At 72.6% G+C, this 16,100-nt stretch carries 12 protein-coding genes; 2 read left to right on the top strand and 10 right to left on the bottom strand.

All coding sequences use genetic code 11. From position 1 onward, the window contains the following. Window positions 1-36 precede the first annotated feature (36 nt). The gene (locus tag AC3IYJ_RS29515; RefSeq protein ID WP_489397569.1) at window positions 37-939 is read left to right on the top strand and encodes an aminoglycoside phosphotransferase family protein; all 903 of its coding nucleotides are present in this window, start codon (window positions 37-39) and stop codon (window positions 937-939) included. Window positions 940-981: 42 nt separating this feature from the next. Beyond that, window positions 982-1,854 (top strand): slipin family protein, encoded by an 873-nt coding sequence (locus tag AC3IYJ_RS29510; RefSeq protein ID WP_489397568.1) that lies wholly within the window; start codon window positions 982-984, stop codon window positions 1,852-1,854. 63 nt (window positions 1,855-1,917) lie between these two features. Here AC3IYJ_RS29510 and AC3IYJ_RS29505 read toward each other — a convergent pair whose 3' ends face one another. The 10 genes from AC3IYJ_RS29505 to AC3IYJ_RS29460 form a co-directional block, all read right to left on the bottom strand. Beyond that, complete coding sequence (locus AC3IYJ_RS29505; protein WP_489397567.1) at window positions 1,918-3,612, bottom strand: proline--tRNA ligase; 1,695 nt, start codon at window positions 3,610-3,612, stop codon at window positions 1,918-1,920. 42 nt (window positions 3,613-3,654) lie between these two features. Next, window positions 3,655-4,227, bottom strand: coding sequence for a GNAT family N-acetyltransferase (locus tag AC3IYJ_RS29500; protein WP_489397566.1), 573 nt, complete (start codon window positions 4,225-4,227; stop codon window positions 3,655-3,657). 77 nt (window positions 4,228-4,304) lie between these two features. Then, window positions 4,305-5,150 (bottom strand): GNAT family N-acetyltransferase, encoded by an 846-nt coding sequence (locus AC3IYJ_RS29495; RefSeq protein WP_489397565.1) that lies wholly within the window; start codon window positions 5,148-5,150, stop codon window positions 4,305-4,307. Between the two features lie 196 nt (window positions 5,151-5,346). Beyond that, window positions 5,347-6,504 (bottom strand): flavodoxin-dependent (E)-4-hydroxy-3-methylbut-2-enyl-diphosphate synthase, encoded by a 1,158-nt coding sequence (gene ispG / locus AC3IYJ_RS29490; protein ID WP_356653332.1) that lies wholly within the window; start codon window positions 6,502-6,504, stop codon window positions 5,347-5,349. A 197-nt stretch (window positions 6,505-6,701) separates the two neighbouring features. Next, on the bottom strand, window positions 6,702-8,003 hold the full coding sequence (locus tag AC3IYJ_RS29485) for a M50 family metallopeptidase (protein ID WP_489397564.1): 1,302 nt from the start codon (window positions 8,001-8,003) through the stop codon (window positions 6,702-6,704). Then, window positions 8,000-9,253, bottom strand: coding sequence for a 1-deoxy-D-xylulose-5-phosphate reductoisomerase (gene dxr, locus AC3IYJ_RS29480; protein WP_489397563.1), 1,254 nt, complete (start codon window positions 9,251-9,253; stop codon window positions 8,000-8,002). Before dxr ends, AC3IYJ_RS29485 begins: the two co-directional genes overlap by 4 nt. Before the next feature lie 20 nt (window positions 9,254-9,273). After that, window positions 9,274-10,578 carry a hypothetical protein gene (locus AC3IYJ_RS29475; RefSeq protein WP_489397562.1) on the bottom strand — a complete coding sequence of 435 codons (1,305 nt, stop codon included), beginning with the start codon at window positions 10,576-10,578 and terminating at the stop codon, window positions 9,274-9,276. A gap of 105 nt (window positions 10,579-10,683) precedes the next feature. Then, window positions 10,684-12,651 (bottom strand): acyl-CoA dehydrogenase family protein, encoded by a 1,968-nt coding sequence (locus AC3IYJ_RS29470; RefSeq protein ID WP_489397561.1) that lies wholly within the window; start codon window positions 12,649-12,651, stop codon window positions 10,684-10,686. Window positions 12,652-12,835: 184 nt separating this feature from the next. Next, window positions 12,836-14,281 carry an aldehyde dehydrogenase family protein gene (locus AC3IYJ_RS29465; protein ID WP_489397560.1) on the bottom strand — a complete coding sequence of 482 codons (1,446 nt, stop codon included), beginning with the start codon at window positions 14,279-14,281 and terminating at the stop codon, window positions 12,836-12,838. Window positions 14,282-14,463: 182 nt separating this feature from the next. Further along, entirely contained in the window at window positions 14,464-16,044 is a 1,581-nt protein-coding gene (locus AC3IYJ_RS29460) for a PucR family transcriptional regulator (RefSeq protein WP_489397559.1), read from the bottom strand. Between the last annotated feature and the right edge of the window lie 56 nt (window positions 16,045-16,100).

The raw sequence follows: 16,100 nt of genomic DNA, 5'->3' as shown, positions 1-16,100 counted from the left end.
ACGAGCCCGAGCACAGCTGAAAGGGACCACGCACGCATGGCTTTCGAACCGCCGCAGCGGCTTGTACGGGCGCTCGGCGAGCTGCCGGAATCGGCGCAGGCCGCGGACTGGCTGGGGCGGTTGCCCCGGCTGGCGGAGACCGCGCTGACCCGGCGGGAGGTGGCGGCGCAGCGGGTGCAGGCCCCCGGTGGCCGCAGCAGTCTGGTCCTCCTCGTCCGGTACGCCGACGGGACTCCGGCCGCGCTGAAGCTGGCTCCGCCGGCCCTGCGGCCCGACCGGGAACTGGCCGCGCTGGCGCACTGGGGCGGCTTCGGGGCCGTCCGGGTCCTCGACTCGCGGCACCACGAGGAGGACGGGGGGCTCCTCCTGGAGCGGCTCCAGCCCGAGGTGTCCCTGCGCTCGCTCCCGGAGGCCAAGGCGCTGCTGGAGGCCTGCGGCACGCTGCGCAGGCTGTGGGTGGCCCCGGCGGCCGGGCACGGCTGGGAGACGGTGACGCAGCGCACGGCCGCGCAGGCCGAGGTGTTGCGCAAGGCCCCGCCGGAGGCGGCCGAGCTGGCCACCGCGGCGCTGGCGGCCCGCGAGGAGCTCACGGCCGCGCCGGCCGAGGAGCTGCTGCTGCACGGAAACTTCCGGCAGGGCAAGGTGCTGGCGGGCGAGCGGGCGCCGTGGCTGGCGGTGGGTCCCGACCCGATGGTCGGCGAGCGGGCGTACGACCTGGCCCGGCTGGTACGGGACCGGCTGGAGGACCAGATGGCCTCCTCGGCGGGGGCCGCGGGCGCCCGGCGCCGGGTGAACAAACTGGCCGACGCGCTGGAGGTGGACCGGGACCGGCTGCGCGGCTGGACGCTCTTCCGGGCGGTCGAGTCGGGCAACCGGGCACTGGCCGCCGGGCGTCGGCAGGACGCCGAGCTGCTGCTGGAGTTCGCGGGCTGGTTGTAGGGCATACCGTGAATAGGTAGGTGTGCCCGGCAGGAGGCCGTCATGGTCCAGGAACTGCTGATAGCGGGAGTCGCCGCGGGCGCGGGCATCGTGGTGTGGATGGGCGCCGCGTCCAGGGTGATCAAACAGTACGAGCGGGGCCTGGTCTTCCGCTTCGGTAGGCTGCGCGAGGGCATCCGCGGCCCCGGCTTCACGATGATCGTCCCGGGCGTCGACCGGCTCCGCAAAGTGAACATGCAGATCGTGACGATGCCGGTGCCGGCCCAGGAGGGCATCACGCGGGACAACGTCACGGTGCGGGTGGACGCGGTCGTGTACTTCAAGGTGGTCGACCCCGGGAACGCGATCGTCGCGGTGGAGGACTACCGCTTCGCCGTCTCCCAGATGGCGCAGACCTCCCTGCGGTCGATCATCGGCAAATCGGACCTCGACGACCTGTTGTCCAACCGGGAGATGCTCAACCAGGGCCTGGAGCTGATGATCGACAGCCCGGCGGTGGGGTGGGGCGTCCAGATCGACCGGGTCGAGATCAAGGACGTGTCCCTGCCCGAGACCATGAAGCGGTCGATGGCCCGGCAGGCGGAGGCCGACCGCGAACGGCGGGCGCGGGTCATCAACGCGGACGCGGAGCTCCAGGCCTCGCACAAGCTGGCCGAGGCTGCCGCCGTCATGTCGGACCAGCCTGCCGCGCTTCAGCTGCGCCTGCTCCAGACGGTCGTGGCGGTCGCCGCGGAGAAGAACTCCACGCTGGTCCTGCCGTTCCCGGTGGAGCTTCTGCGCTTCCTGGAGCGGGCGGCCCCGGCGCCGCCGGCGCCCGTCGCTCCGGGCTCGGCCGAGGCCGTCACCGGCCCGGAAGTCCCGGCCGTCGCCGCGCCCCCGGAGCCACCGGCCATCGGCCCGGCCGTGGACGGGTAGCCGCTGCGCGGAGCCGTCCCCTACCCGCCCTTCCACCGTTCCCCGGGCTCTGCCCGCACCCGGCTACGTCAGGCGGGCCAGGGCTTCCGTGAGCGGGAGCTCCTCGCGGGTACCGGCGGCGCGGTTCTGGAGCTCGACCACCCCGTCGGCCGACCGCCGCCCCGCGACCAGGATCCACGGGACACCGATCAGCTCGGCGTCGGTGAGCTTCACACCGGGCGAGAGCCCGGCCCGGTCGTCCAGCAGGACCCGCAGCCCCGCCCCCGCCAGGGACTCGGCCGCCGACTCCGCGAGAGCGAGCGGCACCGCCTTGCCCGCCGCCACGACGTGGACGTCCGCCGGGGCCACCGCCGCGGGCCAGCACAGGCCCCGCTCGTCGGCCGTCTGCTCGGCCAGCGCGGCCACCGCCCGCGAGACGCCGATCCCGTACGAGCCCATCGTGACCCGGACCGGCTTGCCCTCGCGGCCCAGCACGTCCAGGCCGAAGGCGTCCGCGTACTTGCGGCCCAGCTGGAAGATGTGTCCGATCTCGATCGCCCGGTCCAGCCGCAGCCCGGCCCCGCAGGACGGGCAGGGGTCGCCGGGCTCGACGACCACCACGTCCAGGTACTGGTCCACCTCGAAGTCCCGGCCGCAGACCACGTTGCGGGCGTGCGTGTCGGGCTTGTTGGCCCCCGTCACCCAGGAGGTGCCCGGCGCCACGCGGGGGTCGGCCAGGTAGCGGACCTTGCCCAGACCCTGCGGGCCCACGTAGCCCCGTACGAGGTCGGGCCGGTCGGCGAAGTCCTCGGCCGTCACCAGTTCCACGACGGCCGGGGCCAGGTGCTCGCCGAGCTTGCCGAGGTCGACCTCCCGGTCCCCGGGCACGCCGACGGCGGTGATCTCGCCGTCCACCTTGACGAGGAGGTTCTTGAGCGTGGCCGACGCGGGGACGCCGAGCAGCGCCGCCAGGGACTCGATCGTCGGGGTGTCGGGGGTGTCGAGCTCCTCCACGGGCCCGTGCTCCCCCTCGAGGGCCTTCAGCCCGAAGGTGACCGCCTCCGTGTTCGCCGCGTACGCGCACTGCGGGCAGTCCGCGAAGGTGTCCTCGCCCGCCTGGGCGGGGGCCAGGAACTCCTCCGACGCCGAGCCGCCCATCGCACCGGACACCGCCGAGACGATCCGGTGGTCGAGGCCGAGCCGCTCGAAGATCCGCTGGTAGGCCGCGCGGTGGAGGGCGTAGGACTCCGCCAGGCCCTCGTCGGTCACGTCGAAGGAGTACGAGTCCTTCATCTGGAACTCGCGGCCGCGCAGTACGCCCGACCGGGGCCGCGCCTCGTCCCGGTACTTGGTCTGGATCTGGTAGAGCATGACCGGCAGGTCCTTGTAGGACGTGCACTGGTCCTTCACCAGCAGGGTGAAGATCTCCTCGTGGGTGGGGCCGAGCAGGTAGTCCGCACCCTTGCGGTCCTTGAGCCGGAACAGCAGGTCCCCGTACTCCGACCAGCGTCCGCTGACCTCGTACGGCTCCTTCGGCAGCAGCGCGGGGAGCAGCACCTCCTGGGCGCCGATGGCGTCCATCTCCTCGCGGACGATCCGCGAGACGTTGTCCAGGACCCGCTTGCCGAGCGGCAGCCAGGTCCACACCCCGGCGGAGCTGCGCCGGACGTATCCGGCCCGGACGAGGAGGCGGTGGCTGAGGGTCTCGGCGTCGGCCGGATCCTCGCGGAGGGTCTTGGCCATGAGGCGGGACATGCGCTGCACGTGTTGCGTTGACATGACGGGAGGCTATCGGCCCGTCCACGGGGCCCGGAAACGGTTTCAGTTCCTGCGCAGGGGCAGCGGGGCTCCCATGACGGCGTACGGGAGGCTCGCGCTCGGGAACCGGACGCTGCGGGCGAGGTCCGTGTAGCCGAGTGCCCGGTAGAGCCCCCGGGCGGGGCTTTCGGTGTCGATCGCGGAGAGGATCGAGCGGGGCTCTGCGGCGGTGTCGGTGATCCCGGTGATGAGGGCGCGGCCGACACCGTGGCCCTGGAAGCCGGGGTGGACGTGCAGTTCGGTGATCACGAAGGATTCGTCGAGCCAGCCTTCGTGGCCGCCGGCCCGCAGGTAGGGCTCGACGACCCCGGACCACCAGTGCGCGCGGTCGTTGGGCATGCCGTAGACGAATCCGGCGAGCGCCCCGTCCTCGGTGAACGCGCCGAGCGCCCGGGCCCCGCGGCAGGTCATGTGGCGCTGGACAATGTAGCGCCGGATGCCGACCTCCTCCTCGCTGAGCCCGAAGGCCACGGCCTGGACGCGCAGGGCCTCGTCCACCCGGGCGACGAGGTCGAGGTGCCCGATCCGTACTCCGGCGGGCCGGTCGGGGGCGTCTCCCCCGGAGGTTGGCAGCATGCGGCGACCTTACTGGGCCGCCCCGGCCTGCGGGTATGCCGCCCGCACGCCCGGCCCGGCCGTCCGGCCCGCATGGGTCAGAACAGGACGCTCATGAACGCGCCGACCTCGCGGAAGCCGACGCGGCGGTAGGAGGCGCGGGCGGCGGTGTTGAAGTCGTTGACGTACAGGCTGACCACGGGGGCCACGTCCCTGAGCGCGTAGGCGACCACGGCGGCCATCCCGGTCTCGGAGTGCCCGCGGCCGCGGAACTCCGGGGCCACCCAGACGCCCTGGATCTGGCAGGCGCGGGCGGTCGCCGCGCCGATCTCTGCCTTGAAGACGACCTTGCCGTCCTCGACGCGGGCGAAGGAGCGGCCGGTGGCCACCAGCTCGGCGACCCTGGCCTGGTAGAGCAGGCCGCCGTCCCCGGCCATCGGGGAGATGCCGACCTCCTCGGTGAACATGGCCACGCAGGCGGGCATGATCAGGTCCATCTCGTCCCGGCGGATCCGGCGGACCAGCGGGTCGGCCACGACCTCGGTGGACCGCTGCTCGGTGACCATGAGGGGCTGATGGGAGCGGACGTCGCGGGCCGGGCCCCAGCTGGGCTCCAGCAGCTGCCACAGCAGCCGGGTGGCCTCGGAGGGACCCACGATGGAGGAGCAGCGGCGGCCGGTGCGCCGCGCCCGGTCGGCGAAGGCCCGTACGGCTTCGGGTCCGGCGCAGACGGGGACGAGGTTGGCTCCGGCGTAGCAGAGCGAGCGGAGCTCGCCGTCGGCGTACCAGCCCCACATCTCACCGCCCAGGCGCCACGGGTCCAGCCCGGCCACCTGGACCCGGGAGGTGACGAAGGCGTTCTCGACCGGGTCGCGTCCCAGGATTTCGAGCGCGGCGTCAAGATCACTGGGTTCCAGGACCCTGGTGGTGGTCTGCGTCAACACTGGGGCCTCACCATGCAAGTCTGCTGATCTCCGCACTGTACCCGGCGCGGCTCGCGGATGCCGCGTGGCCCCTGCGGCGCCCCGAGGGGGTGCTGGACGGGCCGGGCGCGGGCCGGGCGCCGACGGGGCCCCGGATGCGCGGACGGGCCCGGGGCGGCGTGTCCGCCCCGGGCCCGTCCGTACATCACCGGCGGAGTTACACGCCGATCGCGACCGTCGGCTCGCCCGACATCACGCCGTCCTTCTCCATCTGCTCGGCGATCTTCATCGCCTCTTCGATCAGCGTCTCCACGATCTTCGACTCCGGCACGGTCTTGATGACCTCGCCCTTCACGAAGATCTGGCCCTTGCCGTTGCCGGAGGCGACGCCCAGGTCGGCCTCGCGGGCCTCGCCCGGACCGTTCACGACGCAGCCCATGACCGCGACGCGCAGCGGGACCTCCATGCCCTCCAGGCCCGCCGTGACCTGCTCGGCCAGCTTGTACACGTCCACCTGCGCACGCCCGCAGGACGGGCAGGAGACGATCTCCAGACGGCGCGGCTTGAGGTTCAGCGACTCCAGGATCTGCCGGCCGACCTTGATCTCCTCCACCGGCGGGGCCGACAGCGAGACGCGGATGGTGTCGCCGATGCCCTCGGAGAGCAGCGCGCCGAAGGCCACGGCGGACTTGATGGTGCCCTGGAAGGCCGGGCCGGCCTCGGTGACGCCGAGGTGCAGCGGGTACTCGCACTGGGCGGCCAGCTGGCGGTAGGCGTTGACCATGACGACCGGGTCGTTGTGCTTGACCGAGATCTTGATGTCGCTGAAGCCGTGCTCCTCGAAGAGGGAGGCCTCCCACAGCGCGGATTCGACCAGCGCCTCCGGGGTGGCCTTGCCGTACTTCTTCAGCAGTCGCGCGTCGAGGGAGCCGGCGTTGACACCGATGCGGATCGGGGTGCCCGCGTCCTTGGCGGCCCGCGCGATCTCCTTGACCTTGTCGTCGAACTGCTTGATGTTGCCCGGGTTCACGCGGACGGCGGCGCAGCCGGCGTCGATCGCGGCGAACACGTACTTGGGCTGGAAGTGGATGTCGGCGATGACCGGGATGTTCGACTTCTTCGCGATCACGGCGAGCGCGTCGGCGTCGTCCTGCGTCGGGCAGGCGACACGGACGATGTCGCAGCCGGAGGCGGTCAGCTCGGCGATCTGCTGGAGCGTGGCGCCGATGTCGGAGGTCCTGGTGGTCGTCATCGACTGCACCGAGATCTGCGAGTCGCCGCCGACGGCCACCGAGCCGACCTGGATCTTGCGGCTGACCCTGCGGTCGGCAAGCTTCGTCGGCACGGCCGGCATTCCGAGAGAGATGGCAGTCATCTGCTGTGCAACCCCAAGGTGTGGATCAAGGCCCGAGATCGGCGGGCTCCAGCCTTCGAGATTACGCCAATCATCGCGCGCCCCACGCATCGGCAGGGGGTGTGCCACCCGAACGTAGGGAGCCGGACACGATGCGTGCCCGGCTCCCCACCCGTTGCTGTACCGGCCCCGCGGGGCCCCGGCCCGGCCGGCCCCGGTCAGGTGATCTTGATCGGGTTCACCACGTCGGCGACGAGCACCAGCAGGGTGAAGCAGACGAAGACCGCTGCCACCACGTACGCGGCTGGCATCAGCTTCGCCACGTCGAAGGGGCCCGGGTCGGCGCGCCGGAAGACCCGCGCCACGCCGCGCCGCACCGACTCCCACAGGGCTCCCGCGATGTGCCCGCCGTCCAGCGGCAGCAGGGGCAGCATGTTGAAGAGGAAGAGCGAGAGGTTGAACATGCCCAGGACGCTCAGCCAGCCCGCCACCTTCTCGCCGGCCGGCATGTCCATCATCGCGATCTCGCCGTTGATGCGGGCCGCGCCGACGATGCCCATCGGGGAGTCGGGCGCACGCTCGGCGCCGTTGAAGGCGGCGTTCCACAGCGCCGGGATCTTGCCGGGGAGGTTGGCCAGGGCCTGGACGCTGCCCTCGACGACCTCTCCGACGCGGTCCACCGACTGACCGAAGCTGAGCGGGGCGATCACCTTCTTGGCGCCGAAGCCGAGCCAGCCGGCTGGCACGTACTCGCCCTTGACGTAGCCTCCGTGGCCGTCCGACTTGGGGACGGTGTTCTGGACGAGCTTCGCGTCGAGCTGCAGCCGCTTGCCGTCGCGCTGGACGGTGATGACCGCGGGGCCGATGGTGTCGCGGATCTTGCCCGAGAGGGCGTCCCAGTCCTTGACCGGCTTGCCGTCGAAGGCCACGATCTTGTCGCCCGCTTGGAGACCGGCGGCCTTGCCGGGGGCGACCGGGTCGCCGTCCTTGCAGGTCTTGCGGGTCTCCTTCTGGCTGAGGACGCAGTCGGAGACGGTGTCGACCGTGGTGGTCGTCTGCGCCACCCCGTAGGTCATCCAAAGGCCGAAGAAGATCGCCATCGCCAGGACCAGGTTCATGAACGGTCCGGCGAACATCACGATCACGCGCTTCCACGGCTTGCGCGTGTAGAAGAGCCGCGACTCGTCGCCGGGCTGCAGTTCCTCGTACGCCGCCGAGCGTGCGTCCTCGATCATCGAGCGGAACGGCGACGTGGAGCGGGCGCTGACCTTGCCGTCCGCGCCGGGCGGGAACATCCCGATCATGCGGATGTAGCCGCCCATCGGGATGGCCTTGATCCCGTACTCGGTGTCGCCCTTCTTGCGCGACCAGATGGTCCGGCCGAAGCCGACCATGTACTGGGGCACGCGGATGCCGAAGAGCTTGGCCGTCGAAAGGTGGCCGAGCTCGTGCCAGGCGATGGAGATGAGCAACCCGATCACGAAGACGAGGGCACCGCCCAACATCAGCAATAGGTTCATGCGCGCGCCTCCACTGCGGCCCGTGCCGCCGTCTCCCGTGCCCGGGCCCTGGCCCAGGTCTCCGCTTCAAGGACGTCCGCGACCGTGAGGGAAGTTCCCGTGGCGGGACTCCCGTGCTCATCGACCACGGCAGAGACGGTATCCATGATTGCTGTGAACGGCAGCCGGCCGGCGAGAAACGCCTCGACGCACTCCTCGTTCGCCGCATTGAACACGGCGGGCGCGGTACCGCCCAGGGTGCCCACGTGGCGGGCCAGGCCCACCGAGGGGAAGGCCTCGGTGTCCAGCGGGAAGAACTCCCAGGTGGAGGCCTTGGTCCAGTCGAAGGCGGGGGCCGCGTCCGGGATCCGCTCGGGCCAGCCGAGGCCGATGGCGATCGGACCGCGCATGTCGGGCGGCGTGGCCTGGGCGAGCGTGGAGCCGTCCGTGAACTCCACCATCGAGTGGACGTACGACTGCGGATGGACCACGACCTCGATGCGGTCGAACGGAATGTCGTAGAGCAGGTGCGCCTCGATGACTTCCAGGCCCTTGTTGACCAGCGTCGCCGAGTTGATGGTGATCACCGGGCCCATGGCCCAGGTGGGGTGCGCGAGGGCGTCCTCGACGGTGACCCCGGCGAGCTCGGCGCGGGTGCGGCCGCGGAAGGGCCCGCCGGAGGCGGTGACCACCAGCTTGCTCACATCGGCGCGGGTGCCGGCGGCGAGCGCCTGGAACAGCGCCGCGTGCTCGGAGTCGACCGGGATGATCTGGCCGGGCTTCGCGAGGGCCTTCACCAGCGGGCCGCCGACGATCAGCGACTCCTTGTTGGCGAGGGCCAGGGTCCGGCCCGCCCGCAGCGCCGCGAGGGTGGGCGCGAGGCCGATGGAGCCGGTGATGCCGTTCAGGACGGTGTGGCACGGCGAGGCGGCGAGCTCGGTGGCGGCATCCGGCCCGGCGAGGATCTCGGGCATCGGCTCACCGGGGCCGTACTGCGCTTCGAGCGCTTCCTTCAGCGCCGGTACGGCGTCTTCGCGCGCGACGGCCACGGTGTTCACTCGGAGCAGCCGGGCCTGCTCGGCCAGCAGCGCGACCTTCCCGCCCGCGGCGGACAGGGCGGTGACCCGGAACCGGTCCGGGTGGCGCAGGGCGAGGTCGATGGCCTGGGTCCCGATGGAACCGGTGGAGCCGAGGATGACGATGTCCCGCCGGCCGGCCGCGGGGTCGAAGAGGAGGTGCGGATCGGCGAGGGGGGCTGGGCGGTCGCTCATGCTCCCATTGTTGCCGCAACTCAGGGGCGGTTGGACACGGAGCCCCCTTCGGTGATCCGCAGGAGGAGGTGCGGGAGCGTTCCGGCGAAGTCGGGGAGCGTGACGGCCACGCGCCACCAGGCGTCCGGATCGGAGCCGACGGCCAGGGCGAACAGCCGGTCGGCCTCCGCCCGCGCGGCGAGGACCGGCGCGGCCCAGTCGTGGCGGTCGGGGTGGTTCACGTCACCCAGCCAGTGGTTCTCGTCCAGGGCCCAGCAGGCGGGCGCCTTGTGCCGGATCACGTCCTCGCCGGTGAGCAGCCCGCGGGCGAGGCAGTCCCGTACCCATCGGATGTCCTCCTGGACGGTCTCCATGGGCACCGCGAGGCTCGCCAGGGCCAGCTCGCGCTCCACGCCCCCGAGGGGCGCGGCGGATCCGGGGGCCAAGGAGCGCACCGTCCCGGCGAGCCCGGGGACGTCCGGGGCGTCGGCGGGCTCCGGCAGGGTGCCGCGCACGATCCGGGCCACGAGGACCGGCAGGGTGCCCCGGAAGGCGGGGGCGTGGCGCAGGAGCTCCGCCCAGAGCCGGGGGTCGTCCCGCAGGGGGCGCAGCGCGCGGGCGACCGCCGTGCGCATCCCGGTCCGTTCGGGCAGGGACCAGCGCAGGCCCCGGGTCACGGGCAGGTCCGTGAGCAGCAGGGTGCGGTGGGCGGGGGCGACGTGGCCGGCGAGCTCGTCGAAGGTCAGGAGTCCCATCCGGACGGCCCGTACGGCGGGCCGGTGCCACCGCTGCCCGTCGGTCTCCCGCGGACCGGCGTCGAGGAGTGCCCGGCAGGCCTCCCGGGGCAGCCTTCCGACCAGCAGCAGGGCCTCGACCACGACGGGCGGCAGCGGTTCCCGGGCGTGCTCGCGCAGCAGCGTCCCGGTGTCGAGGGGGGCGTGCGGCATCCGCAGCAGGGTGAGGGGGATCCGGGGCCTGCGGCCGTGGCGGCGCAGCAGCGCGATCAGCTCTTCGGTGGTGAACGGCCCGGGGCCGGTCTCCAGCAGCAGCTCGGGCGAGGGCCCGGGGCGGGCCGCGTACCTGGCCGGGCCGGGCAGCCCGGGCAGGGGGCGTCCGACGACGTGGGGGTTGCGCGCGACGTACTGCCGGTCCTCCGGGCTCCCGTGGCGCAGCAGCAGCGTGACGGTGGAGGCCGACAGCCACTCGTCGCGGCACAGGTACTTGCGGGCCGGTGCGTCGAGCCGTCCGATCAGGTCGGCGACGACGTGGTCCGGTGCGTGGCGCAGTACGTGCGCCACGCACCAGGCCAGCCGTCGGCTGGCGCGGTCTTCCTCAGCCGTCGGCATCGTGTTCTCCGCCTTGCCCGTGCTCGTCCGTGTCCGGGTACGCCTACCCGTACAGGGACCCCTACCCATCCTCGTACATCAGTCCCGCGTCCGGGAACGGCCGGGTCAGCGGATGGGGCGGTGCACGTTCTTGTGCGTGGAGGGGCCGGGGGTGGCGTCGGCGATCCAGGGGCCGTCGCCCGAGGGGTCCAGGATGCCTTCCTCGAGCCAGGTGTAGGTGCCGGCCAGGACCCCGTCGACGACCTTGCGGTCCAGGTCGTCGGTGTTCGCCCAGAGCCTTCCGAAGAGCTCCTCCACCCGCAGCCGGGACTGCCGGCAGAAGGCGTCGGCCAGCTGGTAGGCCTCGCGGCCGTGGTCGCCGGTGGCCCGCATGTGCTCGGCGCGCACGCAGGCCGCGCTCATCGCGAAGAGCTCGGCGCCGATGTCGACGATCCGGCCGAGGAAGCCCTGTTTGGTCTCCATGCGGCCCTGCCAGCGGGACATGGCGTAGAAGGTGGACCGGGCGAGTTTGCGGGAGCCGCGCTCGACATACCGCAGGTGGGTGGCGAGGTCGGGGTGTCCGGCCGGGTGGAAAGCCCGGTAGGCCCCGGGGACCTGGCCGGCTCCGGTGGCGAGCTGGGGCAGCCAGCGTGCGTAGAACCCGGCGGCGCGGGCGCCCGCCTTCGCCTTGTCGCCCAGCGCCTTCTCGGGGTCGATGAGGTCGCCCGCGACCGACAGGTGGGCGTCCACGGCCTCGCGGGCGATCAGCAGGTGCATGATCTCGGTGGATCCCTCGAAGATCCGGTTGATGCGCAGGTCGCGGAGCATCTGCTCGGCGGGGACGGCCCGCTCGCCGCGCGCGGCGAGGGATTCGGCGGTCTCGAAACCGCGTCCGCCGCGGATCTGGACCAGTTCGTCGGCCATCAGGCAGGCCATCTCGGAGCCGTAGAGCTTGGCGAGGGCCGCTTCGATGCGGATGTCGTTGCGGTCCTCGTCGGCCATCTGGGAGGCCAGGTCGACCACGGCTTCCAGGGCGAAGGTGGTGGCGGCGATGAAGGAGATCTTGGCGCCGACCGCCTCGTGCTTGGCAACGGGCCGCCCCCACTGCTCGCGGACGCCGGACCATTCCCGGGCGATCTTCAGGCACCACTTCCCGGCGCCCACGCACATGGCGGGCAGCGACAGCCGTCCGGTGTTCAGCGTGGTCAGCGCGATCTTCAGGCCGGCTCCCTCGGCGCCGATGCGCTGGGCCGCCGGGACGCGCACCTGATGGAAGCGGGTGACGCCGTTCTCCAGCCCGCGCAGGCCCATGAAGGCGTTGCGGTGCTCGACGGTGATGCCGGGCGAATCGGCCTCGACGACGAAGGCGGTGATCCCGCCCCGGTGGTTCTCGCTCCTGGGCACCCGCGCCATGACGACGAGCAGGTCGGCGACGACGCCGTTGGTGGTCCAGAGCTTCACGCCGTCCAGGACGTAGGCGTCCTCCCCGTCCGGGACCGCCGTCGTGGCCAGGCGCGCCGGGTCGGAGCCGACGTCCGGCTCGGTGAGGAGGAAGGCGCTGATCGCGGTGGTCGCGCAGCGCGGCAGGTAGGCGTCCTTCTGCTCCTGCGTGCCGAACATCTTCAGCGGCTGGGGTACGCCGATCGACTGGTGGGCGGAGAGCAGTGCCCCGATGGCGGGGCTGACGGAGCCGACGAGGGCGAGCGCCTTGTTGTAGTACACCTGGGTGAGACCGAGGCCCCCGTACTTGGGGTCGATCTTCATGCCGAGGGCGCCGAGCTCCTTGAGCCCTCGCACGGTCGCGTCGGGGATCTTCGCCTCGCGCTCGATGCGGGCCCCGTCGATGGAGGTCTCGCAGAACTCCCGCAGCCGGGCCAGGAAGGCCTCCCCGCGCCGGACGTCCTCGTCGGCGGGGAGCGGGTGGGGGTGGATCAGGTCGAGCCGGAACCGTCCGAGGAACAGTTCCTTGGCGAAGCTGGGGCGCTGCCAGTTCTGTTCCCGGGCCGCTTCCGCGACCTGCCGTGCCTCGCGCTCGGTCACCTTGGGACGGGTGGACGGTGTGGGCTGGGTGTCGCCGGGCTGTGTTGCGGACATGGAGGAGACTCACCTCGCCGCCGAGAGGGGTGCTTACCGGTGGGTGCTACCAGTGAGTCGTACCCGTTTCGAACGGCGGGGAAGCAGCCGGGGCCCTTCCGTGACCCCGCCGGGGAACAGAAAGACGGCCGGAGCCCCCGCACAGTAGGCTCCGGCCGTCGGCTCTGTGGCCGTACGAGTCGGGTCAGATGTCCAGGCTGGTGAGGACCAGGACCCGCTCGTAGGTGTAGTCGTCCATCGCGTAGCGCACGCCCTCGCGGCCCACACCGGACTGCTTGACGCCGCCGTACGGCATCTGGTCGGCGCGGTAGGACGGGACGTCGCCGACGATCACGCCGCCGACCTCCAGCTCGCGGTGGGCGCGGAACGCGGTCTGGATGTTCCGCGTGAAGACGCCCGCCTGCAGACCGAACTTCGAGTCGTTGACGGCGGCGAAGGCCTCGTCGGTGTTCTCGACCCGGCGCAGCGTGAGGACCGGCCCGAAGACCTCCTCGACGGCGAGCGTGACGCCCTCGGGGACCTCGGCGACCACGGTGGGCTCGTACGAGGCGCCCTCGCGCTTGCCGCCCGTGAGCAGCTTGGCTCCGGCGGCCACGGCCTCGTCGACCCAGGCCTCGACGCGCTTGGCGGCGTCCTCGGAGACGAGCGGGCCGACGTCGGTGGCGGAGTCGTTCGGGTCGCCGGTGACCTGCTCGCGGACCTTGGCGACGACCTTCTCGACGAGGCGGTCGTAGACCGTCGCGTCGGCGATCACGCGCTGCACGCCGATGCAGGACTGGCCGCCCTGGTAGTTCGAGAAGGTCGCGATACGGGTCGCGGCCCAGTCGAGGTCGGCATCGGAGGACCAGTCGTCCAGGACCACTGCCGCGGCGTTGCCGCCGAGCTCCAGGGTGCAGTGCTTGTGGGGCACGGCCTGCTGGATGGCGTAGCCGACCTTGTCGGAACCGGTGAAGGAGATGACGGGCAGGCGCTCGTCCTTGACCAGCTCGGGCATCTTGTCGTTGGCGACGGTCAGCACGGACCAGGACCCGGCCGGCAGGTCGGTCTCGGCGAGCAGCTCGCCGATGATCAGACCGGAGAGCGGGGTGGCCGGGGCGGGCTTCAGGATGATCGGCGCGCCGACGGCGATGGCGGGGGCCACCTTGTGGGCGCACAGGTTCAGCGGGAAGTTGAACGGCGCGATGCCGAGGACCGGACCCTTGACGAAGCGGCGGGTCAGGGCCAGACGGCCGACGCCACCGGCGTCGGTGTCCAGGCGCTGGGCCTCTCCGCCGTTGAAGCGGCGGGCCTCTTCGGCGGCGAAGCGGAACACGGACACCGCGCGGCCGACCTCACCGCGGGCCCACTTGATGGGCTTGCCGTTCTCGGCGGAGATCAGCTGGGCGATCTCCTCGGTGCGCTCGACGAGCCGCTTGGACACGTGGTCCAGGGCAGCCGCACGCACGTGGGCCGGGGTCGCGGAGAACTCCGCCGTCACCGCGTACGCGGCGGCCACGGCCTCTTCGACCTGGGCGTCGGTGGGGACGCTGACGGTGCCTACGAGGCGGCCGTCCCACGGGGAGTGGACGTCGAAGCTGTCGTCGCCAGTGGCCTGGCGGCCGGCGAGCCAGAAGGCGTGGGTGGAAGTCATGCGAATCCCGGCCCTTCGGAGTTGTGCGGTGTCCTTGTCCCCTCCACGGTAGGACTCCGTGGCGGTTTCGGTGTTTGTCCGGCGTGGAGTACGTGCGTGGCGCGGCGCGCCGCTTTGTCAGTGTCGGCGGACGGGCCGGCCGTGCGGGCCCTACGAGGCAGACGGCACTTTGACGACAGGCCCTAGGAGGGGGCCGAGGTGGCCTTGAGGGCCAGCCACAGCTCCATGCGGACGTCCGGGTCGTCCAGGGAGCGGCCCAGGATTTCCTCGACCCGCCGCATCCGGTAGCGCAGGGTGTGCCGGTGGACGCCCAGGTCGGCCGCCGCAGCGTCCCACTGGCCGTGCCGGGAGAGCCAGGCCTGGAGCGAGGCCACCAGGTCGCCCCGGCCCTTCTCGTCGTGGTCGCGCAGCGCCCGCAGGGTGCCGTCCGCGAAGGCCCGTACCGCCTCGTCGGCGAGCAGCGGGAGGACAGAGCCCGCCGCCATCTCCTCGTGTTCGACCATGGGGCGGCCGCGCCGCCGGGCCACGGCGAGGGCCTGGTCGGCCTGTTTGAAGGCCGCCGCCACGCCGGAGGCCACGGCCGGCGCCGACAGGCCGAGCACCAGTTCGTCCGGTTCCGGCTCGCCCGAATCCCGGACGCGGCGCGATTCCAGCGCCTCCGCGTGCTCGGTGGACGCCTGGACCGCAGAGCCCCCGTCCGCCGCGAGCACCACCAGGCGCCCCGGCTCCGGAACGACCAGCAAGGTCTCCCCCGTGCGGGCGGCCGCGGACTCCACCGCGTCGGCCAGCAGGGCCAGGCCCTCGGGCTGTGCGGTGCCGGGCAGGGCCGGTTCCGCCACCAGGATCCGGAACGGCGCGTCCAGCAGGGGGCCGTACAGGTCCCCGGCCACGGCCTGCGCGTGCTCCGCCTGCCCGGCGAGCAGCATGCGCAGCACGGCCGCGCCGAGGCGGGATTCCGCGTCGTGCAGGGACCGGGAGCGTTCGGTGGTGAGGGTGAGCAGGGCCACCGCGGAGTGCACGGCGTACCGCTCGGCGGTGCCCAGCGGGGCGCCGGTTCCGACTGCCAGCGCACCGCGCGCCCGCCGCCCCGTGCCCAGCGACTGGAGTTCGACCCGGTCGTCGGAGCCGCCGACCACGGCGCTGGCCGGGGCGGGCCGCTCGCGCAGCCGCTCCACGTCGGGGGTGAGCCGGGCCGCCCGGCGCGCGGCCCAGTCGGGCGCGGCCGCGACGACGGCTCCGGAGGTGTCGTAGAGGGCGGCCCAGCCGTGCACGTGCGCCGCCAGCTTCGTCAGCAGCTCGGCGGGCCCGTCGGCGGACAGCGCGGCCCGGGTCAGCTCCCGCTGCGCCTCGAAGCCCGCGGTCACGGCCCGGTACTGGTCGGCGGCGAGGGCGGCGGAGACGGCCTTGCTGATGGCGAGGAACGGGGTCCGGCGGGGCACCTCCAGCAACGGCAGGTCCTCCGCCCGCGCGGCCTCGACCAGCGCCTCGGGCACGGCGTCGTAGTTGACCCCGATGGCGAAGCCGATGCCGACGACTCCGGCCGCCGCGAGCCTGCGTACGTAGCGGCGCATCTCCTCGGGGTCCTCCGCGTCCAGCTTCATCGCGGTGATGAGGAGGAGCTCCCCGCCCTCCATGTACGGAACGGGGTCGGCGAGCTCGCTGACGTGGGCCCAGCGCACGGGGGTGTCGAGGCGGCCCTCCCCGGCCCGGACGCTGAGTTTGAGCGCCGAGTGCTGGACGAGTGAGGCGAGGGTGAGCGGCATGGGTACCGGGGCGCCTTAGGGGGAGGAGTGGGTTCGGCGGCGAGATGCCGACGCAG

It is taken from the genome of Streptomyces sp. GL_140 (assembly GCF_057834465.1).
The sequence above is the reverse complement of the archived record's forward strand: the minus strand, read 5'-3'. Positions and strand labels throughout refer to the sequence as shown.